A 24,614-nucleotide genomic window follows, 5' to 3' on the forward strand; every position below is an offset into this window, starting at 1 on the left:
ACCGACTGGTCGGTCGCTCGTCAGGGGTGCGCGCGTGTCCGGTGTGGCCGGTCGCGGCCGAGGCGCATATCGATACTGTCCCGCGCCCCTTCAGGCGCCTACCGTGGCCCTTGTGACGACCTTGCGCGGCACCTTGGCACCGGGTTCACCGGACTACGTGTACCTACCCTTCGAAGTGCCGCCCGGCACGGCCGAGTTGAAGGTCTCCTACACGTACGACAGACCCCCCGTCCCGCCCGGCACCCCCGGCAACGCCCTCGACATCGGGCTGTTCGACACGCGCGGTACCGAGCCGGGCGGGCGGGGGTTCCGGGGGTGGTCGGGCGGGGCGCGCGGCGAGTTCTTCGTACGGGCGGACGAGGCCACACCCGGATATCTCCCCGGGCCGCTGTCCCCCGGCACCTGGTACATCGCGCTCGGGCCGTACACCGTGGCACCGCAGGGGCTGTCGTACGAGGTGACCGTCACGCTGACGGAAGGGCCGGCCGGACGGACGCCCGAGGCCGTGTACCCGCCGGACCGGGCCCGGGGGCGGGGCCGGGACTGGTACCGGGGCGACTGCCACCTGCACTCCTGGTACTCCGACGGGCGCCGCACCCCGGCCGAGATCGCGGACCTGGCCCGCGCCGCCGGGCTCGACTTCCTCAACAGCTCCGACCACAACACGCACGCCTCGCACGCCCACTGGGCCGACGCGGCCCGTGACGACCTGCTGGTGCTGCTCGGCGAGGAGGTCACCACCAGGAACGGGCACGTCCTCGCCCTCGGCACCGAACCGGGCACCTTCGTCGACTGGCGCTACCGGGCCCGGGACGGCCGCTGGGCGCACTTCGCGCGGGAGATCCGGCGGGCCGGCGGTCTGGTCGTCCCGGCCCATCCGCACGCCGACTGCGTGGGCTGCGCCTGGAAGTTCGGGTTCGCCCACGCGGACGCCGTCGAGGTGTGGAACGGGCCCTGGACACCCGACGACGAGCTGGCGCTGGCGGCCTGGGACGCGGGGCTGGTGGCGTCGGCGCGGGGCGAGCGGGCGTGGCTGCCGGCGATGGGCAACAGCGACGCCCACCGCGCCCCGGACGTCGTCGGGCTGCCCCAGACGGTCGTCCTCGCCGACGGCCTGACCCGGGAGGCGATCCAGGAAGGGCTGCGGGCCGGGCGGTCGTACGTGGCCGAGTCACGGCACGTCACGCTGGCGTTCTCCGTGACGGCCGAGGGGGGCGGACGGGCCGGGATCGGGGAACGGTTGGCGGTCGCCCACGACACCCCGGTGACCGTCCGGCTGGAGGTGTCCGGGGCACCGCGCTGCTCGGTGCGGCTCGTCACCGACCAGGGCGTGCTGTACACCGGCGGACCGCTGCCGGTGTCCGGCGCGGGCACCGTGGAGTGGCGCACGACCCCGGACCGCGCGGCCTATGTGCGTGCCGAACTGCGCCACGAGACGGCGCTGGGCCCGGTACCGGGAGCGATGACCGCGTTCACCAACCCGGTCTTCCTGGGGCACTGAGGTGTGCCGGCCCGTGCCCCCGTTGCGATCAGTCGTGGCCCGGTGGAGGCTGGCATCCTCGTGCCGGGAGAGAAGAGGGGGGCCGGAGTCATGTCAGGCCGCGCAGACCGCAAGCACCGCGTCGTGACCAGCCTCCAGCGGTACGTCGCCAACCCGCTCAACCGGCGCCTGCCGTTCCAGACCCTGCTGGAGACCACCGGCCGGTCGTCCGGCCTGCCCCGGCGGACCCCGGTCGGCGGGCGCCGCGTCGGCAGCTCCTTCTGGCTGGTCTCCGAGTTCGGCCTGAAGTCCCAGTACGTGCGCAACATCCAGGCCGACCCCACGGTCCGCGTCCGCATCGCCGGCCGCTGGCACCACGGCACCGCCCACCTGCTCCCCGACGACGACCCCGTGGCCCGGCTGCGCACCCTGCCCCGCCTCAACAGCACGGCGGTACGCGCGTTCGGCACGGACCTGCTGACCGTACGGGTGGACCTGACGGACTGAGCCCTGTCACCCGTCGCCCGGCGGTCGACACCGACGCCGCAGGATCGCGGCGATCGCCGCCCCGCGAGGAGCTTGCGGAGAGTGTGTGAGGGCCTTGTGCACCTGGGCCCGACCCGCCCCGGTCGGCCGCGATCGGCTGTGATCGGCGTCTCCCACGGCTGACGCAACCGTCCGGAACAAGGCAAACTGACGGGGTTGTTCGTGATGCCGAGGGGGACGAACGCATGGACGGTGGGCCGCGAGTACCCGAGCAGCGGCGTGCCGGCTCCGCGCCCGTCGCGGAGCCCGGCCCGCTGCGCTTCGGCGTGCTCGGTCCGGTGCGGGCCTGGCACGGCGAGGAGGCGCTCAGCACGGGCTCCCCCCAGCAGCGCGCCCTGCTGGCCGCCCTGCTGCTGCGCGAGGGCCGTACGGCCACGGCGGCGGAGCTCATCGACGCGCTGTGGGGGCCCGAGCCGCCGTCCCAGGCGCTGGCGGCGGTGCGCACGTACGCCTCCCGGCTGCGCAAGGTGCTGAGCCCCGGCGTCCTGATCAGCGAGTCCGGCGGGTACGCGGTACGGGGCCTGCGCGAGGGCGCCCTGGACCTGGCGGTCGCGCAGGACCTGGCGGCGGAGGCGGAGAAGGCGCGGGGGACGGGCGACCTCGGCCGGGCCCGGTCACTGCTGAACCAAGCCCTGTCACTCTGGGACGGCGAAGTCCTGGCCGGCGTCCCCGGCCCGTACGCCGAGGTCCAGCGGGCCCGCCTGGAGGAGTGGCGGCTCGGCCTGCTGGAGGCCCGCCTGGACCTGGACCTGGAACAGGGCTGCCACGCGGAGGCGGTCTCGGAGCTGACGGCCCTGACGGCGGCGCACCCGCTCCGGGAGCGCCTGCGTGAACTCCTGATGCTGGCGCTGTACCGCAGCGGGCGCCAGGCGGAGGCTCTCGCGGTGTACGCCGACACCCGCCGCCTGCTGTCGGAGGAACTGGGGGTCGACCCCCGCCCGGGCCTCAGCGAACTCCAGCAGCGCATCCTCCAGGCGGACCCGGCCCTGGCGGAACCCTCGGCCCCGGTGACGGAACCGGCGGCGACCCCGGTCCGCCCGGCCCAGCTCCCGGCCTCCGTCCCCGACTTCACCGGCCGCTCCTCCTTCGTGTCGGAACTGACGGACGTCCTGTCCTCCGCGTCGGAGGCGGAGGGCCGGGTGATGGCGGTCTCGGCCCTCGCCGGCATCGGCGGCGTGGGCAAGACGACCCTCGCGGTCCACGTGGCCCACCGGGCCCGCCCGGCCTTCCCCGACGGCCAGCTGTACGTGGACCTCCAGGGCGCGGGCCCCCGCCCGGCGGAACCGGAGACGGTCCTCGGCTCCTTCCTGCGGGCCCTGGGCACGCCCGACACCGCGATCCCCGACTCCCTGGAGGAACGCTCCGCGCTCTACCGCTCCGTCCTGGACGGCCGCCGGGTCCTGGTCCTGCTGGACAACGCGAAGGACGCGGCGCAGGTGAGGCCGCTGTTGCCGGGGACGGAAGGCTGCGCGGCGCTGGTCACGTCCCGCGTCCGCATGCTCGACCTCGCCGGCGCCCACCTCGTCGACCTGGACGTCATGTCCCCCGACGAGGCGCTCGCGCTCTTCACGAAGATCGTCGGCGAGGAACGGGTGGCGGCGGAACGCGAAGCCGCGCTGGACGTGGTCGCGGCCTGCGGCTTCCTCCCGCTGGCGATCCGCATCGCGGCGTCCCGCCTGGCGGCCCGCCGCACCTGGACGGTCTCGGTCCTGGCGGCCAAGCTGGCGGACGAGCGGCGCCGCCTGGACGAACTCCAGGCCGGCGACCTGGCGGTCAAGGCCACCTTCGAACTCGGCTACGGCCAACTGGAACCGGCCCAGGCCCGAGCCTTCCGCCTGCTGGGCCTCGCCGACGGCCCGGACATCTCCCTCGCCGCGGCGGCAGCGGTCCTGGACCTCCCCGCGGAGGAGACGGAGGACCTGCTGGAGTCCCTGGTCGACACGTCCCTGCTGGAGTCGGCGGCACCCGGGCGGTACCGGTTCCACGACTTGGTCCGGCTGTACGCGCGGGCTTGCGCGGAGAGGGACGAGTGGCCGCCGGAGGAGCGGGAGGCGGCGATGTCGCGGTTGCTGGACTTTTACTTGGCTACGACGGCTGGTGTGTACGCGATCGAGCAGCCCGGGGACCAACTCATCGACAACCTGGAGCCCACCCGGTACCCGGGGCTGCGCTTCACCGAGGGAGAGGCGGCCCTCGACTGGTTGTACACGGAGGCAGGGTCGCTGCTGGCCTGCGTCCGCCAAGCTGCGGGAACGCAGAGGCTGCGGCGCGCTGTCGATCTGTTGTGGGCCGCCAAGGACTTGACCGAATCGGGAGCCAGCTCCTACCAGTACGAGATGACGGCGAGGGCCACATGTGAGGCCACCCGTGTCATGGGCGACGCCCCTGCAGAGGGCAGAGCACGTACGGTTCTCAGTGATGTGCTGCTGGTCTCCGGCCGTATCCAGCAGTCGGACGAAGAGGCTCGCATCGCCATGGAGCTCGCGGCCGGTGTAGCGGACGCCACCACCGTCAGCTGGGTGGCGAACAATCGGGGACTCATCTGCCTGCACCAGGGACGATTCGCTGACGGCAAGGTTTTCTTCGACCAAGCCCTCGAAGGCCTGAGGGCCGCGGGAAACCGGCCCTTCGAAGCCACCGTTCTCGGCAACCTGTCGCGCGCCTACCTGGGCATGGGCGACACCGTCAAGGCCGTGGAGATCGCACAACGCGGCCTCGCGGCGCACAGCGAGATCGGCCGGTCCGTGCGCCTGGCCAACAGCCACTTCGCACTGGGGGTCGCCCTGAACCAGGCCAACCGCCATGCCGAAGCGCTCCACGAGTTCTCCGAGGCCCTGCGCATCTTCAACGATCACCGGCAGCGCTTGTGGGAAGGAGTGACCAACTTCCGGATCGCGCAGGTGCATCTCGCCACGCAGCAATCCACACAGGCGGCCCAACACGCGGAGCTGGCCCTGAGCCTGGGCTGCATCGGTGGCGACCGGATGCGGGGGAACGTGCTGACGCTCCTCGGGCGAGCGCTCGGCGCACTCGGACAGGCGGACCGGGCCAGAGCATGCTGGCAGGAGGCACTCAACCTCTACGAACAGCACGGCGCGCCGGAGGCCGAGGACGTGCGTCCGCTCCTCACCGCCTCGTGCGACAGGTAATCAGCGCTTCGTCCCTGGCAGGACGTGCGCGTTCAGCGTTTGTTTATCGCTGCCCGGCATCGTCTTAGGCGTCAGACCGCCGCGTCGGGGGGCAGACGGTCTGACCAGGAGCCGAACCAGCTAATCTGCGGCTCCGAACGCCCGTTCGGCAGCCAACGGGGGAGCTCCGGACGGGCGTTCCTCAGTCGTCATCAAGCAGAGGAACTCAGGCCATGAGCGAGCAGAACAAGGACGCAACCGTCACGCCGCAGAACAACGCGATGCCCACGCCGCCGGCCACGGACGAGTCGATCACCACTCTCAACAACGCCATGCCCAGCGAGCCCGCCGCTGACGAGACGATCACCACCCTGAACAACGCCATGCCCGCTGGGCCTGCTTTGGACCTCAACGGTAAGTAACCCCATACGACGGGGGATCGGCCGCGGCGGCGCGGAGGGGGAGCCGCCGCGGCCGAGGCGTGTTCGGGCAAGATCCAGCCGTTCTGCGGCGGGAACTGTTCGAGTCCGTCGAACAACTGCCGACTCAGGAGTTAACGTCGGGTCCGCCGATGCCGGTTCGACAACGGGAGGACGCTATGACGCTCACCAAGAAGGTTGTGGCCACCGTGGCCCTGGTCCTCGGGGCCACCGCCGCTGCGGCGAGCCCTGCGCTGGCCGACAACGCCATGCCCGTGAGCCCGCAGGACAGCCAGGTCACGGTCGTCACGCCGCTGGACCAGCACGCCCCCTGACGAAGCACATGACCGATGAGGGGCCGGGCGAGAGCTCGGCCCCTCATCGTGTCACCCCTCCAACTCGCACCACACGGTCTTCTCCTCCCCCTGCTCCACACCCCACCGCACCGTCACCGCATCGATCAGCGCGAGGCCCCGTCCGGTCTCGTCGTCCTCCGTCGCGGGCAAGAGCACGGGGAGACTCCCCGGTTCGGGGTCGGTGACCTCGACGCGGATGCCCCCGCTGTCCGTCCGGGCCACCCGCAGCCGGACGCACACACCCTCCCCGACATGCCGGATCACGTTGCCCACGAGTTCGGTGACGCAGAGCTGGACGTCGGCGCAGGGCGCGTCCAGGTAGCGGCGGACGGTACGGCGCAGCCCTTGCAGTGCCTTCGGTACGGCGACCACCTCGACGTCCAGCGGCGGCCGGTTCGGCGCGCGTTCCTCACCCCGCAGCGCCCTCGCCAGCTTGCGCGCCGTCGCCGTGTTGCAGTTGCCGAGCGCGACCAGGCCGGCCGGGGGCTGGTACCTGCCCGCGAAGCTCGGCAGGTCCACCCGGAGGGAGGGCAGGGTGATGCCGCGCGCCGACAGCGCGTCACGCAGGTCGTCCACGCAGAGGGTGGTGTCGTAGACGGAGTTGGCCCGCTGGGCGGAGGGGGGATTCGGGGACGACACGGTTGCGTACGCCTTCCTGTGCTGCTCTCTGTGATGAAACGGCTACAGAGTGATGCCCACGCCGGTACCTTCTGAAGAGGTTTCGGCTGCGCAAGTGCATCTGGCAAACGGCGGTGACGAGTCATGCCCCCACGCAAGAACCCTGACGCCTCGGCGAACGTCCCCTCCTTCTACGGCGCCGAGTTGCGCTATCAGCGTGAGCTGGCGGGACTGACCTTGGAGCAGCTGGCGGAGGGCAGCTTCCGGGGCGTGCCGTTCCTCAGCCAGATCGAGCGGGGAGAACGGCGGATGCCGGTGGATCTGGCCCGGCACGTCGACAAGGTGCTGGGGACGGACGGGTTTTTCGAGCGGCGGTGTGAAGACGCGCGCCGGGCCCGGCAGTCAGGGCATGCGGAGTACTTCGCGGATGTGGCGGAGATGGAGCGGCACGCGGAGACGATCGACGACTGGGCTCCCATGCTCGTGCCGGGGTTGCTGCAAACGCAGGCCTACGCGGAAGCCGTCGTCCACACGTCGCTGCCCTGGCTGCCGCCCACGACCGTCGAGAAGCAGGTCAGGGCCCGGCTGGAGCGCGCGAGGATCTGGGACCGGGAGGAGCGGCCGTCGTTCTGGGCGGTGCTGCACGAGTCCCTCGTCCGCAAGCCCCTGCTGCCCCCGACGGAGATGGCTGAGCAGCTGGAGCACATCGCTCAGGTGATCCGCTCCACGCAGGGCGTTCTGCAGATCCTCCCGGAAACGGCGCACGCCCACCCGTTCATGATGGGCATGATGAGGGTGATGACCTTCCCGGACGCCCCGCCGGTGGCCTACACCGAAGGGCTCCACAATGGCCAACTCATCGACTATCCGGCGCTCGTGAAGGACTACCGCAGGTCGTACGATCTGCTCAGGGCCGCGGCACTACCGCCAGAGGCGTCCCTGGCCATGGTCGAACGAGCGGCGGAGGACTATCGAGATGGCAAGCACCGGGACTGACCTGAGCACCGCCGTGTGGCGCAAGAGCAGCTACAGCAACGGCAGCGGCGGCGAGTGCGTCGAAGTGGCCGACGCACACCCCAACCTCATCCCCGTTCGCGACTCCAAGAAGCCCCAGGACAGCCCCGTACTCCTCTTCCGTCCCCTCGCCTGGAGCACTTTCCTGGACTCCCTGAAGGGCTGACCCCGGTTGTCCACAGGGGCAAGCGGCAGGTCACGGTTTCTGTGATCTTGCCTGTGTGGCGTCATCCTCACCTCATGCGCCGTAAGGGCCGGTTGGCCTCCTCGGAGCCTGACACGGGTGCTGCGCGGGGAAGGCTGGACGCGGCTCCGGCACGGCGCCTGGGCCGAGCCGGGGCGCGACCCGGACCTGCTCGCTCACCTCCGGGCCGTCCAGCTCCGCGTACCGCGGCTCGTCGTGAGCCACGGTTCGGCAGCCTCCCTCTGGCGGATCGAGTTGCTCGGCGGTAGCCGCGACGCGCCGCTGGACTTCATCGACCCACACCTCAGTATTCACCGCCTGGGCAGCGGCGTACGCGTGCACCGGATGCCGCTCGGCACAGGTGACGTGGTGGAGAGGCAGGGGCTACGGCTCACCACCCCGACCCGCACGTGCGCCGACCTCCTCCGCCGCGGCCCGAGGGACGACGCGGTCGTCGCCGTGGACTCGGCCATGACGTACCGCAGGGTCGGGCGAGTTCGACGCGCACCGCTGATCAGGAAGGACGAGATCGCGGCCGCGCTGGGGAAGGCCTCGCAGGGGTCGGTCCGGGCCCTCGACTGGCTCAGGCTGACCGACCCGCGCGCCGGCTCCCCCGCCGAGACGATCGCCCGGCTGCGCATGTACGACGCCGACCTGCACCCCGAGAGCCAAGCCGAACTACGCACCCCGGACGGCAATCGCCGCGTCGTCGACTTCCTCTTCCGGGCGGCAGGGCTCGCGGTGGAGATCGAAGGGTACGCCTACCACGGCACCCGTGAAGCCCACCGCCAGGACATCGACCGCTTCAACCAGCTCCTGCGCTGCCCCGAGATTCGCAGCCTCCTCCGCTTCAGCGCCGAGGACGTTTTCCGGCGCCCTGCGTACATGGTCGCGGAGGTCAAGGCCACGCTGGCCTCTCTGACCGGCGATCCCAAGTGACCGTCGGGCCGCTCGCTTCTCAGCCAGCGTCGTGCTTCCACGGCCCGCGTCAGCACGGGGGAGAAGCGAGCGAGCGGCCCGGAAAAGAGGTGGCCCAGCGGTAACGGGCCTCGGGTCAGTTGGGTGGGCGCCGTCGGCAACGAGGCGCGAACGCGCCTCGTCGGCACGCCGGGCCGGTTGAGCGGCTGGCGAGCGGTGGGGTTGGGCGCGGCAGCGCCTCGCATGCACACCGGGTGGACCGGCGGCTGCGGCTTTCCCCGGAAATGCCGGGGAGCTCGGGGACTCCCTGGGGCGGCTCGCCTTGCCCGCTCAGACGGTGAGTGGCGGATTTGGGCCAGGAAGCGGGGCAGATCTGGTGGCGGCAGGGTCGGTGGGGGTGGCCCAAGTCCGCCAATCACCGGTCCCGCGGGACCTGAGGGGCTCGTGGGACGCCAGTCCGTCCCCGCTCCCGCCGCCCCCCAGAAGCCGGCCCGACGGCAAGCGGTCGGCGTCGGTCCAGGTCGTCCCTCCGGATCAGCTCGCCCCTCAGTAGGGGCGCCTGTCACGAGCGGGTCACCGTATGGCGACCGTCGCGGGCCGGGCGTAGCGTCTGCCCTGGGAGTGGTGGACGCCGTGCCGCTCCCCCGCGACGACGGCCGCCGTCCAGGCCCTTCCGTGTAACCGGTACGACGGCCGTCTCCCGCTCACGCGGTGCGCGCGGTGCCCGTGCCCTTCTCCGCGTCCAGCGCGTACACGCACCGGTCCTTGCTGCACGCGTACACCACGCCGTCCTTGACCACCGGGGAGCCGGTGATCTCGCCGCCGGTCGCCAGCTTCCAGCGCAGGCGTCCGTCGTCGGCCTTCAGGGTGTAGAGGAGGTGGTCGGTGGAGCCGAAGTGGATGCGGCCCTCCGCCACCGCGGGCGCGCCGACGACGTCGCCGCCCGCCTGGAAGCGCCACTTGGGGGTGCCGGTGACCGCGTCCAGGGTGTACAGGCCCTTGCCGCTGCCGACGTGCACGTGCCCGGCGGCCACCAGGACCGGTTCGACGGAGGAGCGGGCCTCGGTGGCGATGCGCCAGCGGTCGCGGCCGTCGGCGGCGTCGAGGGCGTAGACCGTGCCGAGGTAGTCGGCGAGGTAGACGCCACCGCCGGTGACGGCCGGGCCCGGGGCGAAGGCCGGCGGGCTCAGGAAGACCGCCGGGGCCTCGAAGTGCCAGCGGACCATGCCGCTCACCGCCTCGACGGCGAGGACGCGGGTGCCCGCAGAGACGTAGACGCAGCCGTCGGGGGCCGGGGTCAGCCGGACCGGGACACCGCCGCAGGAGGCCGCGTCACCGATGGGGTACGACCAGCGCTCCTCGCCGGTGCGGGCCTCCAGGGCGCGCAGCCGGGCGTCCTGCCAGACGTAGACCGTGCCGTCGTGCACGACCGCGCCCGCCTCCGGGGACTCGAAGTCGGTCTGGCAGCCGGTGATCTCCCACAGCTTCTGCCCGCTGGTCGCCTCCCATGCCTGGACGCCGCCGCCGCGGGTGCCGGTGACGACCGTGCCGCGGTCCGCCTTGAGGGAGTACACCCAGGCGTCCGTGGACAGCCGCCACAGGTCGGTGCCCTCGCGGGCGTCCAGGGCGAACAGGGTGGGGCCGTCGGAGGCGTGGATGCGGCCGTCCGCGACCGCCATGGACCAGGCGACGTCCCGGGTCTTGAAGCGGCGGCGGCCGGTGGCCACGTCCAGGGCGTGCACCTCGAAGGAGGTGACGTAGACCAGGTCGCCGTCGACGGCGGGGGTGCCCCACACGTCGTTGGACATGCGGAACCGCCAGGGGCGCCAGCCCGCCGCCGTCTCCGGGGGCTGCGGCGGTACGGGCGGTACGGCGGGGTCGGCGCCGGCCACGCCGGGGCGGGGCCGGGACCAGCTGGCCACCAGGCCGGCCTCGGGCGGGGGCGCCTTGACGGCGGCGGCGCGGGCGTCGGCGACCCGGGGGCCGGGGCCGATGGGCACCGGGGCGCCGGCCAGCCGGACCGGGCCGGTGTCGGGGGCGCCGGCCGGGACGGAGACCGCGGCGCTCGCGGGCGCCGGGACCGGTGGGTCGTACGGCGGGGGCGGGGGCACGGCCTGCCGTCCGCCGCTGCGCGGGCCGCCGGCCGGGGCCGGGGCGGGCTTGGCGGCGGGGCGTCCGCCGCGGCGGGCCTCGATGAGGGCGACCGCCTTCTCCGGCAGCCAGGCGGAGGCGGTGCCGCTGTCGTCGGAGCCGGAGCCGAACAGGTGCGGGGCGAGCTGGGCCTGGAGGTCGGCCGGGGTGGGGCGGCCGGTGGCCTCCATCTGCATGCAGGCCTCGATCAGCGGGCGCAGCTCGTCCGGCAGGCCGGTGAGGTCCGGGCCCTCGCGCAGCAGCATGAAGACGGTCTCGACCGGGTTGGCGCCGTGGAAGGGCGGGTGGCCGGTGGCCGCGAAGACGAGGGTGGAGCCGAGGGAGAAGACGTCGCTGGCGCCGGTGACGCTGCGGGAGTCCTTGGCCTGCTCCGGGGACATGTAGGCGGGGGTGCCGACGGCGACGTTCGTCATCGTCAGACGGGTGTTCGAGACCCCGGAGGCGATACCGAAGTCGATCACCCGGGGGCCGTCCTCGACCACGAGCACGTTGGAGGGCTTGAGGTCGCGGTGGACCAGCCCGGCGCCGTGGATGGACTGCAGGGCCTCCGCCACGCCGGCCGCGAGCCAGCGCACGGCCTGGGCCGGGAGCGGCCCGCACTCGTTCACTATCTCTTCGAGGGAGGGCGCGGGGACGTAGGCGGTGGCCAGCCAGGGCACGGCGGCGCGCGGGTCGGCGTCGACCACGGCCGCGGTGTAGAAGCCGGAGACCGCGCGGGCCGCCTCCACCTCGCGGGTGAAGCGGACGCGGAAGAGCTGGTCCTCGGCCAGCTCGGTGCGCACCGTCTTGATCGCCACGCGCCGGCCGGACGCCGAGCGCGCGAGATAGACCAGCCCCATGCCGCCGGCGCCCAGCCGGCCCAGCACCTCGAACGGCCCGATCCGCCGCGGATCGTGCTGCGTCAGCTGATCCACCACTGCCTGCCACCTCCCCGTACGAGCCGCGCCACTCTCCATATGTACGCGGCCGAAGTGCAGCGTCTCACCACCGCACCGCCATGGCGGCACGCACCCCGATTCTTCCTGGCCGGGCGGCTGGTTGCGAACCCGGTGACAATCAGGGTGTCTCACACTGAAGCATCCCAAAGGGGGCGCATCAGCGCTGGAGCAGTGCGAACGACGCCCCCTGATTGTCGGTGACGACGGCCACCACTCCGTACGACGTCCCGAAGGGTGGCGCCTGCACCCGCCCGCCGAGCCGGTGGACGGCCGCGAGGGAGTCCGCCAGGTCCGCGACCCGGAAGTGGACGAGGAAGTGCGGGGGCATCTCGGCCGGGAAGACGTCGGTGACCTCCGCGCGACCGAAGTCGGGCTCGGCGTCGGTGCCGAACAGGGCGTCGTGGAAGAGACCGCCGTAGAACGTGTTGGCCGCGGCGGTGTCCCGGGTGTACAGCTCGGCCCAGACGAAGGTGTTCGGCTCGCGCCGCCGCCCGAAGCCGCGATGGGTGCCGGCCTGCCACAGGCCGAAGACGGCGCCCTCGGGGTCGGCGGCCAGGGCGGCGACGCCCAGCTCGCCCACCGGGAACGGGGCCATGACCACCTGCCCGCCGGCCGCCGTGATCCGCCGGCCGAGGGCCCCGGCGTCCGAGGTCGCGAAGGAGACGGTCCAGACCGTGGGCATCCGGCCGTCCGTCTTGGGGGCCAGCGAGGCGACGGGGTCGCCGTCCAGCAGGGCCCACACGGAGGAGCCGTACGACTCCTCGAATGTCCACCCGAAAAGATCACCGTAGAACCGCTTGCCCGCCTCGACGTCGGGCAGCTGGGCGTCCACCCAGCACGGGACGCCCTCCCCGTAGGTCTCCTCGTTCGCGGATGCCCTGTTTTCGGCCATGTCGTCAAAGTAACCGGGTCGCGCGCACCGCGCAGACCAGGCACACCACCCCCGTTTCCCCCGTGCACCCCATTTGCAGTCGGCCGAATCGCGCCCAGATCACCCCTCGGTAAGCTGACGACATGACAGGACAAGTGCGTACCGTCGACGGCCGCGTGGCCGGCCGGCGTGGGCAGGCGACCCGGCAGAAGCTGCTCGACTGCCTCAGCGAGATGCTCAGCTCCTCCCCGTACCGGGACGTCAAGGTCATCGATGTCGCCCGGAAGGCGGGCACTTCGCCCGCGACCTTCTACCAGTACTTCCCGGACGTCGAAGGTGCCGTCCTGGAGATCGCCGAGCAGATGGCGACCGAGGGCGCGGAACTGACCGAACTGCTCGAAGGGCGCACCTGGACCGGCAAGTCGGGCTGGCAGACGGCGCAGGAACTCGTCGACGGGTTCCTGGAGTTCTGGCGCAGGCACGACGCGATCCTGCGAGTGGTCGATCTCGGTGCGGCCGAGGGGGACAAACGGTTCTACAAGATCCGCATGAAGATCCTGAACTCGGTCAACAACTCCCTCGCGGACTCCATCGCGGAACTCCAGTCCAAGGGCCGGATCGACAAGGACGTCAACCCGGCCGCGGTGGCCGGTTCGCTGGTCGTGATGCTCGCGGCGGTGGCGTCCCACCAGAAGGGCTTCTCGTCCTGGGGCGTGAAGCCCGCCGAACTCAAGCCGAATCTGGCGCTGTTGGTGCACCTGGGCGTGACGGGCAGGAAGCCCTCCAAGTAAGCGCGCACCCGTTGCCAGGGTCCACGTCCTGGTCCAAGTCCTGTCTGGCAGGCGGTGGTTCACTCGGTGAGCCACCGCCTTCCGTCTACGCCGGCAACGGCCGGTCCCGCACCACGTGCTTCATCACGAGCGTCGACGTCAGCCGCTGCACCCCCGGCAGCGTCGCCAGCCGCTCGTCGTAGAGCCGCTGGAAGGCGGCCAGGTCGGCGGTGGCCACCCGGAGCAGGTAGTCCGGCTCGCCGAACAGCCGCTGGGCGTCCAGCACATGTTCCAGCTCACTGACCGCCCGCTCGAACTCGGCGACCGTGTCCCGGTCCTCCTGCCGCATGGACACGAAGACCAGCGCCTCGAAGTTCAGGCCGAGCGAGGCCGGGTCCACCATCGCGCGGTAGCCCTGGATGGCGCCGGACCGCTCCAGCTCGCGCAGCCGCCGGTGGCAGGGCGAGACGCTGAGCCGCACCCGGGCGGCCAGCTCGGTCACGGTCAGCCGCCCGTCCTGCTGCAGCTCGGCAAGGATTTTCCGGTCCACGTCGTCCATGAAGCAGATCTTTGCGCAGACTACGCGATCATGAGCAAACTTCGGGAACACTTTCGGGACTTTCGCGCCTAATGTCCCCGGTATGGAATCCGGGCTGCTCTTCTCCTTCCTCGTCGTGGACGTGCTGCTGGTGTGCGTACCGGGTGCCGACTGGGCGTACGTCATCGCGACCGCCCTGCGCGGCGGCTCGGTCCCGCGCGCGGTGGCGGGCCTGGTCTGCGGCTACGCCCTGCACACCGCCCTGGCGACGGCGGGCCTGGCGGTGCTGGTGGCGGGCTCGCCCCGGCTGCTGACGGCCCTGACGGTGGCCGGTGCGGGCTACCTGCTGTGGCTGGGCTGGGGCGTCCTGCGCCACCCGGCGGTCCCGGACGCCGGCACCGCGGCGACACCCGACGGCCGCCTGTTCCGGCGCGGCGCGACGATCAGCGGCCTGAACCCCAAGGGCCTGCTGCTCTACCTCTCCGTGCTTCCCCAGTTCCTCACCCTCAGGGGCGCCCACCTCCCCGTGCCCGTGCAGACGGCGGCCCTCGGCCTCCTCCACATGGCCTGCTGCGCGGCCGTCTACCTCACCGTGGGCACGCTCGCCCGCACCCTCCTCAGGGCCCGCCCGGCAGCGGCCCGGGCGGTGACCCGCACCTCGGGCGCGGCCATGCTGGGCATCGGCGCACTGCTCCTGGTGGAACGGCTGGCGACGCTCTAGTCCGGGTCCCGGCCGAGCCGGAACAGCCGGACCTCCCGCTCCGCGCCCGCCCGGTACGGGGCGTACGGCGGCCGGAACGCCGGCAGTGCCCGTCAGACGGTGTCCCGCTCCTCCGGACCGAGGTACGGCCCTGCGCCGCGCGGGGACGCGAGCCGGAACGGGTGATACTCGCCCCATGGCACAGCACGATCTACACGAGCTGCTCCGGTCGCTGCGGGTCTGGGACGCCCAGGTGACCGAGCTGCGGCCCTTCGACCCGGACACCGCCCCGCCCACCCCGCTGACCCTGTTCACGAACTGGTTCGCGGAGGCCGTCGCGGCGGGGCAGCCGGAGCCGCACACCATGTCACTGGCGACCGCGGACGAGGAGGGCAGGCCGGACGTGCGGACCGTGATGCTGCACGGCGCCGACGCGGACGGCTGGTCCTTCGCCACGCACGCCACGAGCCGAAAGGGCCGCGCGCTGACCGCCCGGCCGTACGCCGCCCTCTCCTTCTACTGGCCGGTGCTCGGCCGCCAGGTGCGGGTGCGCGGGCCGGTGACGTCGGCGCCGGCCGAGGAGAGCCAGGCCGATCTGCACGCGCGGTCCACGGGCGCGCTGGCCGCCGCGCTGACCGGCCGGCAGAGCGAGGAGCTGCCCTCCGTGGAGGAGCTGCGGCGGGCCTCGGAGGCGGCCTGGGAGCGGGCCCGGCAGAACCCCGGTGAGCCGTCGCCGACCTGGACCCTGTACCGGCTGCACCCGGAGACGGTGGAGTTCTTCCAGGGGAACGCGGAACGGCGGCACGTGCGCCTGGAGTACCGCAGCACCGGGTTCGGCTGGAGCAGGGTGTTGTTGTGGCCGTGAGGAAACAGGCGACCCGACCACGTACGCCATCGGCTTCGGACGGGGCCGGACCAACGTGGCGAAGCCCGCCCGGACCGGGTTCCGGCAGTGCCTCGCCGCCACCTCCGCCGCCCAGGCGGTGCCGTTGCCCCGCTCCCTCTCGGCCCCTGTGAGTCCGCCCTGAATCACCCGCAGATTGTTGACGATTTCGTCGGCATCAAATTACGTTCGCAGGCACGAGGACCCGAGCGGGCGAGACGAGAGGCAGCAGGGTGAAGCACAGGGCAGTAGGGCGCAGGACCGTCGTCATGGGCATCGGCGCCACGGCCGGCGTCGCCGCAGCGGGGGGCATGGCCCTGAACGCCGAGGCGGCCGGCGGCTCCTCCGCATCCCCCTCCGACGCGCTGGTCTTCGACCCGGACGCGTACACCGAGCTCACCACGACGGTCACGGACACGGCCGGCGCCGAGCACTCCGTGACCTACCACTTCTGGAAGGCGATCACCTATGTCGCCGACCCGGTCGACGCGAAGTACCAGAGCCTGAACGTCAGCGTTCCCGTCGAGATCGACGGCACCGCCGTGGACGCCTCCGACGCGCCGATCCTGTTCGCGAACTCCGTCGGCGGCTACATGCCGTCCTCCGTGGCCGACGCGACGGGGATCGGCGGAGGGGGCACGGGCGGGGGCGTGCCGGGGGGCGTGCCGTCCGGCGGCGCGGCCCCGACCGCGTCCCCCTCCGCCCCGGGTGCCAACGGCGACACCAACGCCACCGGCGGCGCCCTGGCGAGGAACCAGCTCCTGGCCCTCGCCGCCGGGTACGTCGTCGTCGAGCCCGGCGCCCGTGGCCGTACGCTCAAGAACTCCGCCGGCGAGTACTACGGTGTCGCGCCGGCCGCGGTCGTGGACCTGAAGGCCGCCGTGCGGTACGTGCGGTCCAACAAGGGCCGCATCCCCGGTGACACCGACCGGATCGTCTCCGCGGGCACCAGCGCGGGCGGCGCCCTGTCCGCGCTGCTCGGCGCCTCCGGGGACAGCCCCCTGTACGAGAGGTACCTGAAGGAGCTGGGCGCGGCCGACGCCTCCGACGCGGTCTTCGCCACCGGCGCCTGGTGCCCGATCACCGACCTGGAGCACGCCGACGGCGCCTACGAGTGGAACTGGGGCACCAACGCCACCCAGTCCACCGGCGAGACCGTCGACCGGACCGTCTCCGGGCAGCTGCGGGCGCAGTTCGCCGAGTACCAGGCGTCCCTGCGCCTCAAGGGCCTGAACGGCTTCGGTCCGCTCACCGCCCGGAACTACGACACGTACCTGGTACGGCAGTACCTGGAGCCGTCGGCGACCGCCTACCTCGCCGCCCTGTCCGCCGCGGACCGCACGGCGTACCTCGCCGCGAACCCCTTCCTCGGCTGGGACGGCGAGAAGGCCACGCTCTCCTGGGACGACTTCCTCACCCATGTCGGCGCCCGCAAGAAGACCGCCCCGGCCTTCGACGCCTTCGACCTGTCGACCGGCGAGAACAACGAGTTCGGCAAGGGGACGACCCCGGCCCGGCACTTCACCGCGTACGGCCTGGAGCACGACACCACCGGGGTCACCGCCAAGCGCCTGGACGGTGACGTCCCCGGGCTGCTGCGGCTGATGAACCCGATGTACCACCTGGTGGGGAAGGCCAACCCGCACCGTTCGAAGCACTGGTGGATCCGGCTCGGCACCAAGGACTCCGACACCTCCCTGACGGTGTCCGCGAACCTGGCCGCCGCCGCGGCCGGCCTCGGCGACGACGTCGATCACCTCTACTACTGGGACCAGGGCCACGGCGCCAACACCGACCCCGGCGACTTCATCACCTGGATCGCCAGGATCACGGGTCACCGCGCCGGGAAGCGGTAGCACGCAGCGGCAGCGGGCACAGAAGCGGTGACGGGCGTCTTCTTCACGGCCGGAACACCCTTCCCGTACACCCGTGATCAATCCGCAACCAATTCCGGTCTTGACCGAGACCCATCAACCGGGTGTGTGATTACGCTCCCGCTCATGGCCGTCTCCCGTCCCTCCCCCGCGCCCCTCCCGCCGACCCCCGCCGACCGCCCGGTCTATGTGATCGGAGCCGGTCCCGGGGGTCTCGCCGCCGCGTACGCGCTGCGGGCGCGGGGCGTACGGGCCGTGGTCCTGGAGAAGTCCGACCAGGTGGGCGCCTCCTGGCGTCGGCACTACGACCGGTTGCACCTGCACACCACCCGTCGGCTGTCCTCGCTGCCAGGGCTCGCCATGCCGCGGAAGTTCGGCCGCTGGGTCTCCCGGGACGACGTGGTCCGCTACCTGGAGAAGTACGCCGAGCACCACGAACTGGAGATCGTCACCGGGGTGGAGGTCCACCGCGTCGAGCGGAGCGGGGACGGCACCGGTTGGCTGCTGCACGCCTCCGGCGGCCGGGAGCTGACCGGCAGCGCGGTGATCGTCGCCACCGGCTTCAACCACACCCCGCGCATCCCCGACTGGCCGGGCCGGGAGTCGTACGGCGGCGAGTTCCTGCACGCGGCCGAGTACCGCGACGCCGGACCGTACCGTGGCCGTGACGTGCTCGTCGTCGGCATCGGGAACACGGGCGCCGAGATCGCGGTGGACCTGGTGGAGGGCGGGGCCGCGCGGGTACGGCTGGCGGTGCGCACGGCGCCGCACATCCTGCGCCGGTCGACGCTCGGCTGGGCCTCCCAGTACTCGGGCGTGCTGGTCCGGCGGCTGCCGGTGTGGCTCGTGGACCGGCTCGCCGGGCCGGTGGGGCGGCTCAGCACCCCGGACCTGACCGCGCACGGGCTGCCGCGTCCGGACACCGGCCTGTACAGCAGGGTGAAGCAGGGCGCGATCCCGGTCCAGGACGTCGGTCTGATCGACGCCGTGCGCACGGGCAAGGTGGAGATCGTGGCCGCCGTGGAGGCGTTCGAGGACGGCAAGGTGGTCCTCGCCGACGGCAGCCGGGTCTCTCCCGACGCGGTGATCGCGGCGACCGGGTACGTACGGGCGCTGGAGGGGCTGGTCGGGCACCTCGGGGTGCTGGACGGGCGCGGCAGACCGGTGGTGCACGGCGGCCGCACGCCCGCGCAGGCGCCCGGCCTGTACTTCACCGGGTTCACCAATCCCCTCAGCGGGATGCTCCGGGAGCTGTCGATCGACGCGGGGCGGATCGCGAAGGCGGTCGCGAAGAGGCTCTCCCAGCCGCGCGGCGACTCCGCCCCCTCCAACAGCCTCTGACGTCGCGTCGGTGCCGTCAGGACACGGCGAGCGTGCGGGCGGCCGATGGGGTGCGCCGGATGACCAGCGCCATCAGGGCCGCCGCGGCGCACAGGGTGCCGGAGGCGTACCAGACGACGTCGTAGGAGCCGAAGACGTCCCGGGCGACTCCGCCGAGGTAGGCGACGACGGCCGCGCCGACCTGGTGGGAGGCGAGCACCCAGCCGAAGACGATGGCGCTGTCCTCGCCGAACTGCTCGCGGCACAGCGCCAGGGTGGGCGGGACGGTGGCGACCCAGTCGAGGCCGTAGAAGACGATGAAGAAGAGCATCGGCGGGTGGACGGCGGGGCCCAGCAGCATCGGCAGGAACAGCAGGGACAGGCCGCGCAGGGCGTAGTAGACGGCGAGCAGGCGGCGCGGTTCGAAGCGGTCGGTGAACCAGCCGGAGGCGATCGTGCCGACGACGTCGAACACGCCGATCACCGCGAGCAGCGAGGCCGCCGTCGTCACGGGCATGCCGTGGTCGTGCTCGGCGGGCACGAAGTGCGTCTGTATCAGCCCGTTGGTGGAGGCGCCGCAGATCGCGAAAGTGCCGGCGAGCAGCCAGAAGGTGCCGGTGCGGGCGGAGGAGGACAGGACCCCGAGCGTGCGGCGGGCGGCGCCGGTGACGGGCGGCGGCTTGGGCACGAACTCCCGCGCCCCGTACGGCGCCACGCCCACGTCGGCCGGGTGGTCGCGCAGCAGGAGCCAGACGAAGGGGACGACGGCGAACGCGGCCAGGGCGACGGTGACCGCGGCGGGCCGCCAGTCGTGGCGCTCGACGATCCAGGACAGCAGTGGCAGGAAGACCAGCTGGCCGGAGGCCGAGGCGGCGGTGAGGATGCCGGTGACCAGACCGCGCCGTTCGGTGAACCAGCGGTTGGTCACCGTCGCCGCGAAGGCCAGCGCCATGGAGCCGGTGCCGAGCCCCACCAGCAGGCCCCAGCACAGCAGCAGCTGCCAGGCCGCCGTCATCCACACGGTCAGTCCGGAGCCGAGCGCGATCACGGTCAGCGCCGCGGCCACCACCCGGCGGATGCCGAAACGGTCCATCAGCGCGGCGGCGAAGGGCGCGGTGAGGCCGTAGAGCGCGAGGTTGACGGAGACGGCGGCGCCGATCGTGCCGCGCGACCAGCCGAACTCCTGGTGCAGGGGGTCGACGAGCAGGCCGGGCAGGGATCGGAAGGCCGCCGCGCCGGTGATCGTGACGAAGGTGACGGCGGCGACGAACCAGGCACGGTGCACGCGGCCGCGCCGGGCGGGCGGGGCCTGGACGGGAGCGGCGGCTGGAGTTGTCTGAGTCACGTCATCCACCCTCCCGTGCGCATGCTCATGCATCGAGTGGCCCGGTGGACACACTTCGCTACGATCGGGCCATGACGAGCGCAGTCACAGGGGAATTCCGGCCGCACCGGGTCGCCGTCCTCGCCCTGGACGGTCTGCTGCCGTTCGAGCTGGGCATCCCGCACCGGATCTTCGGCCGCCCCCGGGACGCCCAGGGCCGGCACCTGTACGAGGTCGTGACCTGCTCGGCCCGGCCGCCCGGCACGGTCGAGACGGACGCCGACTTCGCCGTGCAGATCGCACACGGCCCGGAGACGCTGGCGACGGCCGACACGGTGATCGTCCCGGCGTCCTACGAACTCGGCCCGCTCTACGACGAGGGCCGGCTCACCGACGAACTGGCCGCCGCCCTCGCCCGCGTCCGCCCCGGCACCCGGCTGGCCTCCATCTGCACCGGCGCCTACGTCCTCGCCGCCGCCGGCTACCTCGACGGACGCCCGGCCACCACGCACTGGGCCGACGCCGAGCGCTTCCAGCGGATGTTCCCGAAGGTCAAGGTGGACGCGGACGTGCTGTTCATCGACGACGGGGACGTGCTCACCTCGGCCGGGGTCGCCGCCGGGATCGACCTGTGCCTGCACATGGTCCGCCGCGACTTCGGCACGGCCGTCGCCAACGACGTGGCCCGCCGCACCGTCGTACCGCCCCACCGCGACGGCGGCCAGGCCCAGTACATCCACCGCCCGGTCCCCGACCCCCAGGTCGCCACGACGACCGCCGCCCGCGCCTGGGCGCTGGGCCGGCTGCACGAACCGATCCAACTGCGGGACCTGGCCGAGCAGGAGGCCATGTCGGTACGCACCTTCACCCGCCGCTTCCGCGAGGAGGTCGGCATCAGCCCCGGCCAGTGGCTCACCCAGCAGCGCGTGGAGCGCGCCCGGCACCTGCTGGAGTCCACGGACCTGTCAATGGACCAGGTGGCGCGGGAGTCGGGCTTCAACACCGCCCAGTCGATGCGCCAGCACCTACAGGCCGCCCTCGGGGTCACGCCCACCGCCTACCGGCGCGCCTTCCGCACCGGCGGCGGCGCCGAGCGGCAGTACGGCGTCGGCACCCGGCGCTGACCGGCCGGCCCGTCTCTCGCCCCACCAGCCGACCGCCGTCAGCAGCAGGGTGAGGGCCACCCCGGCCAGGATCGCCGTGGACGGCGCGGTGCGCGGCAGCAGGGCGCCCGCGAGGGAGCCCGTCGCCGCGTAACCGGCGCCCACGGCGGCGTACATGACCGAGTAGCCGGCGGCCAGGACGTCCGGCGGGAGCACCTCGCGCAGGGACAGGTTCCGGGTGAGCATCGCGCCGGACTGGAGCAGCCCGGCCACGGCCAGCGCCGCCGCGATGCCCGGGGCGCCGGGTATCAGGGCGACCACGGCCACCGCTGCCGACATCCCGGTCATCAGGACCGCGCTGCGGGTGCGGAGCAGCCCCGGCCAGGACCGCGAGCCGTACAGGAAGGCACCGACGGCGGAGGCCACCGCCATCACCGTGAGCAGCGGGCCCGCCCAGCCCACGCCGGTGCCGCGCTGTTCGAGCAGGGCGGGCAGGACGAGTTCGGCGAGGGCCAGCAGGGACAGGCTGGCCGCGCCCGTGACGTACACCGGCCAGGCCCGGACCAGCAGGCGCGGCTTCGACACGCCCTCGCCGTCCCGGTCGCCCCGCTCGGCCGGACCGCCGGGGCCGTCCGCCGCCCAGCCGGCCGGGAGCGCCCACAGGCCCGCGGCGGACGACGCCATCAGGGCGGCGGCGAGCAGCGGCGGCAGGCGGGGGTCGGCGCCGAGGGCGAGTCCCGTGACGGTGGCCGGGGAGACGGCCCACACTGCGAACGTGAGCACCGACTCGGCGGACAGCGCCTGGGCCGCCGCGTGCGCCGGGACCAGGGAGGTGAGCAGGGTGCGCAGCCCGCCGGGCGCGGCGGCGGGCCCGGCCCCGGCGAGGAAGGCGAAGGCGGCGAGTACCGCGGCGGGCGCGCCGGGGAACGCGCCGAGGCCGGCGAATCCGACGGCACCCGCGACGAGCCCGGCGGCCAGGTGCGGGCGGGCCCGCCAGGGGTCCAGGCGCATGCCGAGCACGGGAGCACCGATGATCTCGCCGATGACGTAGGCGGCGGCGAGGGCCGCGCCCAGGGAGTAGCCGCCGGGGCGCTCGCGGACCAGGAAGACCAGGGCCAGCGGGGCCATGGCCACCGGCATGCGGGCGCCGACGGCCACCAGGGCCCAGGTCAGGACCGGCCGGGAGACGACATCGCGGTAGCTCATGCCTCGACGGTAGGCGCCGCCACCGACAACCGCCGCCCCCTTTTCCCGAGCCTGTGGACAACTTCGACCGACATCGGCTGACGGGGACTCAGGACGGCCAGAACGTCAGCACCCGGCGAACAGCGCGGTGTCCCGGCGGAGATCGAGGATCTGCGGCTGCCCGCGCACGCGCCGCACCTGGTGGAGACAGGGGGCTCCAGGGCCGGAACCGGAATCCCGAAGAGTTGTCCACAGCCTGTGGAGAAACGGACGGGTACACGTTCCTGCTGTTGCCGGTGCCCGAGCCGTTCGCGGGCGCGACGGGGTCACCGGTGCCACCGGTGGCATCGGTGGCGGTCCTGTGAGCGACGGCGGCACGACGGCCGTAGAACGCGGCACGCGGCGGCACGACGGCCGTACGACGGCAGCGCGGCCGCGGTCGGCGGCGCGTGGCTCCCCCTCCGTCACGCGCACGCGCCGCCGTCCGACGCGATCCGCACTCGGCGAGGACCGCCGTCACCCAGGGCCCTCGCCGTCCCCTCGCGGCGGATCGACGCACCCCAGCCTGATCAGGCACCCAGGGAACGTCAACGCCGGTACGGGCCTGTGTTGCGGCAGCCCGCTCACGGCACCCGCGCACGGGCGCACCCCCCGGCGCATCACCGCTCCGGGCCGCTACACCACTTCGAAGGCGAGATCCTCGTACGCGGACAGTCCGCCCCCGTACGCCACCGCGGCGCTCTGCCGGGGCGGTGAACAGCGGTCCAGTTCGCACCAGATGCTCTTGCCGGCGTCGTCGTCGGGGCTCCAGCCCCAGCGGTCGGCGAGACAGTCCACGAGGGCCAGACCCCGGCCGCCGGTGGCGTCGTCGTCCGCGCAGCGCGGCACGGGCGCGCGTGAGCTGCGGTCGGTCACCTCGACCCGCACCGTGGCCGACGCGCACTTCTCGGCCGCCGGACCCGGCAGACAGAGCCGCAGCACGGCCGGCCTGCCCGTGTGCACCACGGCATTGGTCACCAGCTCGGAGACGAGCAGGATCAGGGTCTCGGCCAGCGGCTCGTCGGCCGTTATCCCCGATCCCGCGAGCCGCGAGCGGGCCCACCTCCTCGCCCGCCCCACCTCCGCGGGGTCGGGCCGGATCTCCAGCTGCACTTGAAGCACCTGCACCGCTCACACCATCCGAACCGGCGGATCCATGACCCCACGCCAACCGCGCTCCGCGGTCTCAGCCGCGGCGGCGATCACGAGGGCCACGATCCTAGCCATTTTCTGCATGGCCAGAACAACGGCCAGAGCAAGGGTCACGGACCGTGACTCCCTTGCGAGACAGCATGGTTGACGTACAGTCACCCCAACAAGCGCTTCGGGCATATTCCCGCGCGAAGGAGTACGCGTAGGGCATACTGTGCGACGCTCGTGCCGGGGAGTCGAACAGACGGGGACAACGGGCCTGACCACCCCGCGAGCTGCGGCGCGCACCGCACGACCCGGCACCGCCCCAGGGGCACCGCCGGCCCGGCTCGTACGCGCAGCCACTCGCATCTCACACAAGGTACCCGAGCGGACACCCGACTCCGGGCCGTGACGAGTCCGGCGAAGGACACAACCCGGTATCAACGCTCCGTGACTCCAGTAGGCCACGATCCGCTACATCGTGGGCCATGGTTTCCCGGGCACGGCGGGCCGGAACGCCACCGGCGGCTCGGCCGCACATCTCCGCCAAGGGGATCGAGGACCTGCCGGGACGGCGGTGGTTTCAGCCGTCGGGGACCGCGGCCGTTATTCGGGGACCGTGAAGTAGCGCGCGAACGCCGGTACGATCTCCGCCTCGCCGATCCTGCCGTCACCGTCGGTGTCGAGGGCGGCGGTGGCCTGGCGGGCGGTCTCCTCCGGGACGTGGAACACGCGCAGCACGCGCGCGGTGTCGGCGGTGCCGAGCCGGCCGTCGGCGTCCGTGTCGGCCACCGCCAGGGCCGCGTGCAGGAAGGGCCGGGCGATCTCGGCGAAGCGGCCGGGGTTGTCGCGCAGCCGCTTGACCGCGCCGGTGACGAACTCCTCGCGGGTGATGCGCTGGTCGCCGTCCCGGTCGGCGATGCCGGCCATGCCCTGCCAGAACGCCTCCGCGCCGGCGTACAGCGCCTGCCCCTTGTCGGAGCGGGCGGGTACGCCGAACTCGGCGAGCAGTGCCTTGGCCGCCGCGTTGAAGTCCTCCCGGTCGATGTAGCCGTTGCCGTCCTGGTCGAAGGTGGCGAACCGGGCGGCGATCCTGCGCTCGTACTCGGTGCTGACCATGT

Annotated in this window: 22 protein-coding genes and 1 pseudogene; 15 read left to right on the forward strand and 8 right to left on the reverse strand. The window is 72.8% G+C overall.

All coding sequences use genetic code 11. From position 1 onward, the window contains the following. Positions 1-112: 112 nt before the first annotated feature. The 5 genes from ACH4LD_RS08775 (at position 113) to ACH4LD_RS08795 (ending at position 5,908) form a co-directional block, all read left to right on the forward strand. The gene (locus tag ACH4LD_RS08775; RefSeq protein WP_398055494.1) at positions 113-1,501 is read left to right on the forward strand and encodes a CehA/McbA family metallohydrolase; all 1,389 of its coding nucleotides are present in this window, start codon (positions 113-115) and stop codon (positions 1,499-1,501) included. Between the two features lie 90 nt (positions 1,502-1,591). Beyond that, on the forward strand, positions 1,592-1,987 hold the full coding sequence (locus tag ACH4LD_RS08780) for a nitroreductase/quinone reductase family protein (RefSeq protein ID WP_398055495.1): 396 nt from the start codon (positions 1,592-1,594) through the stop codon (positions 1,985-1,987). A gap of 224 nt (positions 1,988-2,211) precedes the next feature. Next, positions 2,212-5,175, forward strand: coding sequence for an AfsR/SARP family transcriptional regulator (locus tag ACH4LD_RS08785; RefSeq protein ID WP_398055496.1), 2,964 nt, complete (start codon positions 2,212-2,214; stop codon positions 5,173-5,175). A gap of 212 nt (positions 5,176-5,387) precedes the next feature. Then, positions 5,388-5,576, forward strand: a complete 189-nt coding sequence (locus ACH4LD_RS08790) for a hypothetical protein (protein ID WP_398055497.1) — start codon at positions 5,388-5,390, stop codon at positions 5,574-5,576. 176 nt (positions 5,577-5,752) lie between these two features. Beyond that, on the forward strand, positions 5,753-5,908 hold the full coding sequence (locus ACH4LD_RS08795) for a hypothetical protein (RefSeq protein WP_165951608.1): 156 nt from the start codon (positions 5,753-5,755) through the stop codon (positions 5,906-5,908). Between the two features lie 51 nt (positions 5,909-5,959). On the opposite strand, the gene ACH4LD_RS08800 is transcribed toward ACH4LD_RS08795, so the two are convergent. Then, entirely contained in the window at positions 5,960-6,568 is a 609-nt protein-coding gene (locus tag ACH4LD_RS08800; RefSeq protein ID WP_398055498.1) for an ATP-binding protein, read from the reverse strand. 123 nt (positions 6,569-6,691) lie between these two features. Between ACH4LD_RS08800 and ACH4LD_RS08805 the strand changes: the two genes are divergently transcribed. The 3 genes from ACH4LD_RS08805 (at position 6,692) to ACH4LD_RS08815 (ending at position 8,684) form a co-directional block, all read left to right on the forward strand. After that, positions 6,692-7,543, forward strand: a complete 852-nt coding sequence (locus ACH4LD_RS08805) for a helix-turn-helix domain-containing protein (RefSeq protein WP_398055499.1) — start codon at positions 6,692-6,694, stop codon at positions 7,541-7,543. Beyond that, a complete protein-coding gene (locus ACH4LD_RS08810; RefSeq protein WP_398055500.1) occupies positions 7,524-7,727 on the forward strand; it encodes a DUF397 domain-containing protein in 204 nt (67 codons plus the stop codon). The genes ACH4LD_RS08805 and ACH4LD_RS08810 overlap by 20 nt, the downstream gene beginning before the upstream one ends. A 117-nt stretch (positions 7,728-7,844) precedes the next feature. Beyond that, positions 7,845-8,684: a hypothetical protein gene (locus tag ACH4LD_RS08815; RefSeq protein WP_398055501.1), complete on the forward strand. Its 840-nt coding sequence runs from the start codon at positions 7,845-7,847 to the stop codon at positions 8,682-8,684. 683 nt (positions 8,685-9,367) lie between these two features. On the opposite strand, the gene ACH4LD_RS08820 is transcribed toward ACH4LD_RS08815, so the two are convergent. Beyond that, positions 9,368-11,731, reverse strand: a complete 2,364-nt coding sequence (locus tag ACH4LD_RS08820; RefSeq protein ID WP_398055502.1) for a PQQ-binding-like beta-propeller repeat protein — start codon at positions 11,729-11,731, stop codon at positions 9,368-9,370. 178 nt (positions 11,732-11,909) lie between these two features. Continuing rightward, positions 11,910-12,644, reverse strand: coding sequence for a VOC family protein (locus ACH4LD_RS08825; protein ID WP_398055503.1), 735 nt, complete (start codon positions 12,642-12,644; stop codon positions 11,910-11,912). A gap of 134 nt (positions 12,645-12,778) precedes the next feature. Between ACH4LD_RS08825 and ACH4LD_RS08830 the strand changes: the two genes are divergently transcribed. Continuing rightward, complete coding sequence (locus tag ACH4LD_RS08830; protein WP_132785524.1) at positions 12,779-13,414, forward strand: TetR/AcrR family transcriptional regulator; 636 nt, start codon at positions 12,779-12,781, stop codon at positions 13,412-13,414. A gap of 85 nt (positions 13,415-13,499) precedes the next feature. Here ACH4LD_RS08830 and ACH4LD_RS08835 read toward each other — a convergent pair whose 3' ends face one another. After that, positions 13,500-13,952, reverse strand: coding sequence for an Lrp/AsnC family transcriptional regulator (locus ACH4LD_RS08835; RefSeq protein ID WP_103809828.1), 453 nt, complete (start codon positions 13,950-13,952; stop codon positions 13,500-13,502). An 82-nt stretch (positions 13,953-14,034) separates the two neighbouring features. On the opposite strand from ACH4LD_RS08835, the gene ACH4LD_RS08840 reads away from it, so the two are divergent. The 4 genes from ACH4LD_RS08840 (at position 14,035) to ACH4LD_RS08855 (ending at position 18,729) form a co-directional block, all read left to right on the forward strand. Continuing rightward, positions 14,035-14,652 carry a LysE family translocator gene (locus ACH4LD_RS08840; RefSeq protein WP_132785336.1) on the forward strand — a complete coding sequence of 206 codons (618 nt, stop codon included), beginning with the start codon at positions 14,035-14,037 and terminating at the stop codon, positions 14,650-14,652. Positions 14,653-14,827: 175 nt separating this feature from the next. After that, positions 14,828-15,496 carry a pyridoxal 5'-phosphate synthase gene (locus tag ACH4LD_RS08845; protein WP_398055504.1) on the forward strand — a complete coding sequence of 223 codons (669 nt, stop codon included), beginning with the start codon at positions 14,828-14,830 and terminating at the stop codon, positions 15,494-15,496. Positions 15,497-15,783: 287 nt separating this feature from the next. After that, the gene (locus tag ACH4LD_RS08850) at positions 15,784-17,370 is read left to right on the forward strand and encodes a subtype B tannase (protein ID WP_398055505.1); all 1,587 of its coding nucleotides are present in this window, start codon (positions 15,784-15,786) and stop codon (positions 17,368-17,370) included. 144 nt (positions 17,371-17,514) lie between these two features. Next, positions 17,515-18,729: a flavin-containing monooxygenase gene (locus ACH4LD_RS08855; protein ID WP_398055506.1), complete on the forward strand. Its 1,215-nt coding sequence runs from the start codon at positions 17,515-17,517 to the stop codon at positions 18,727-18,729. Positions 18,730-18,745: 16 nt separating this feature from the next. On the opposite strand, the gene ACH4LD_RS08860 is transcribed toward ACH4LD_RS08855, so the two are convergent. Further along, positions 18,746-20,053 carry an MFS transporter gene (locus tag ACH4LD_RS08860; protein WP_398055507.1) on the reverse strand — a complete coding sequence of 436 codons (1,308 nt, stop codon included), beginning with the start codon at positions 20,051-20,053 and terminating at the stop codon, positions 18,746-18,748. Positions 20,054-20,124: 71 nt separating this feature from the next. Here ACH4LD_RS08860 and ACH4LD_RS08865 point away from each other — a divergent pair, with 71 nt between their 5' ends. Continuing rightward, positions 20,125-21,156, forward strand: a complete 1,032-nt coding sequence (locus tag ACH4LD_RS08865) for a GlxA family transcriptional regulator (protein WP_398055508.1) — start codon at positions 20,125-20,127, stop codon at positions 21,154-21,156. Here the strand turns inward: ACH4LD_RS08865 and ACH4LD_RS08870 are convergent. After that, positions 21,058-22,341 carry an MFS transporter gene (locus ACH4LD_RS08870; protein ID WP_398055509.1) on the reverse strand — a complete coding sequence of 428 codons (1,284 nt, stop codon included), beginning with the start codon at positions 22,339-22,341 and terminating at the stop codon, positions 21,058-21,060. The two genes, ACH4LD_RS08865 and ACH4LD_RS08870, sit on opposite strands and share 99 nt — an antisense overlap. Positions 22,342-22,473: 132 nt before the next feature. Between ACH4LD_RS08870 and ACH4LD_RS08875 the strand changes: the two are divergent. Next, positions 22,474-22,685, forward strand: a pseudogene (locus ACH4LD_RS08875) (cyclase family protein); the annotation flags it as partial. 310 nt (positions 22,686-22,995) lie between these two features. Here the strand turns inward: ACH4LD_RS08875 and ACH4LD_RS08880 are convergent. Together ACH4LD_RS08880 and ACH4LD_RS08885 are read right to left on the reverse strand one after the other, a co-directional pair. Next, positions 22,996-23,472: an ATP-binding protein gene (locus tag ACH4LD_RS08880; RefSeq protein WP_132785526.1), complete on the reverse strand. Its 477-nt coding sequence runs from the start codon at positions 23,470-23,472 to the stop codon at positions 22,996-22,998. A gap of 627 nt (positions 23,473-24,099) precedes the next feature. After that, the gene (locus ACH4LD_RS08885; protein WP_398055510.1) at positions 24,100-24,612 is read right to left on the reverse strand and encodes an EF-hand domain-containing protein; all 513 of its coding nucleotides are present in this window, start codon (positions 24,610-24,612) and stop codon (positions 24,100-24,102) included. Positions 24,613-24,614 lie beyond the last annotated feature (2 nt).

Origin of the sequence: Streptomyces sp. NPDC017676 (genome assembly GCF_044329325.1) — a bacterium.
GTDB lineage: Bacteria > Actinomycetota > Actinomycetes > Streptomycetales > Streptomycetaceae > Streptomyces.

Coding starts and splice junctions, on each gene's coding strand:
- ACH4LD_RS08825 (WP_398055503.1), bottom strand. CDS start 12,644: ATGGCCGAAAACAGGGCATCCGCGAACGAGGAGACCTACGGGGAGGGC.
- ACH4LD_RS08855 (WP_398055506.1), top strand. CDS start 17,515: ATGGCCGTCTCCCGTCCCTCCCCCGCGCCCCTCCCGCCGACCCCCGCC.
- ACH4LD_RS08870 (WP_398055509.1), bottom strand. CDS start 22,341: ATGAGCTACCGCGATGTCGTCTCCCGGCCGGTCCTGACCTGGGCCCTG.
- ACH4LD_RS08810 (WP_398055500.1), top strand. CDS start 7,524: ATGGCAAGCACCGGGACTGACCTGAGCACCGCCGTGTGGCGCAAGAGC.
- ACH4LD_RS08845 (WP_398055504.1), top strand. CDS start 14,828: ATGGCACAGCACGATCTACACGAGCTGCTCCGGTCGCTGCGGGTCTGG.
- ACH4LD_RS08850 (WP_398055505.1), top strand. CDS start 15,784: ATGGGCATCGGCGCCACGGCCGGCGTCGCCGCAGCGGGGGGCATGGCC.
- ACH4LD_RS08780 (WP_398055495.1), top strand. CDS start 1,592: ATGTCAGGCCGCGCAGACCGCAAGCACCGCGTCGTGACCAGCCTCCAG.
- ACH4LD_RS08885 (WP_398055510.1), bottom strand. CDS start 24,612: ATGGTCAGCACCGAGTACGAGCGCAGGATCGCCGCCCGGTTCGCCACC.
- ACH4LD_RS08785 (WP_398055496.1), top strand. CDS start 2,212: ATGGACGGTGGGCCGCGAGTACCCGAGCAGCGGCGTGCCGGCTCCGCG.
- ACH4LD_RS08805 (WP_398055499.1), top strand. CDS start 6,692: ATGCCCCCACGCAAGAACCCTGACGCCTCGGCGAACGTCCCCTCCTTC.
- ACH4LD_RS08865 (WP_398055508.1), top strand. CDS start 20,125: ATGACGAGCGCAGTCACAGGGGAATTCCGGCCGCACCGGGTCGCCGTC.
- ACH4LD_RS08835 (WP_103809828.1), bottom strand. CDS start 13,952: ATGGACGACGTGGACCGGAAAATCCTTGCCGAGCTGCAGCAGGACGGG.
- ACH4LD_RS08840 (WP_132785336.1), top strand. CDS start 14,035: ATGGAATCCGGGCTGCTCTTCTCCTTCCTCGTCGTGGACGTGCTGCTG.
- ACH4LD_RS08790 (WP_398055497.1), top strand. CDS start 5,388: ATGAGCGAGCAGAACAAGGACGCAACCGTCACGCCGCAGAACAACGCG.
- ACH4LD_RS08795 (WP_165951608.1), top strand. CDS start 5,753: ATGACGCTCACCAAGAAGGTTGTGGCCACCGTGGCCCTGGTCCTCGGG.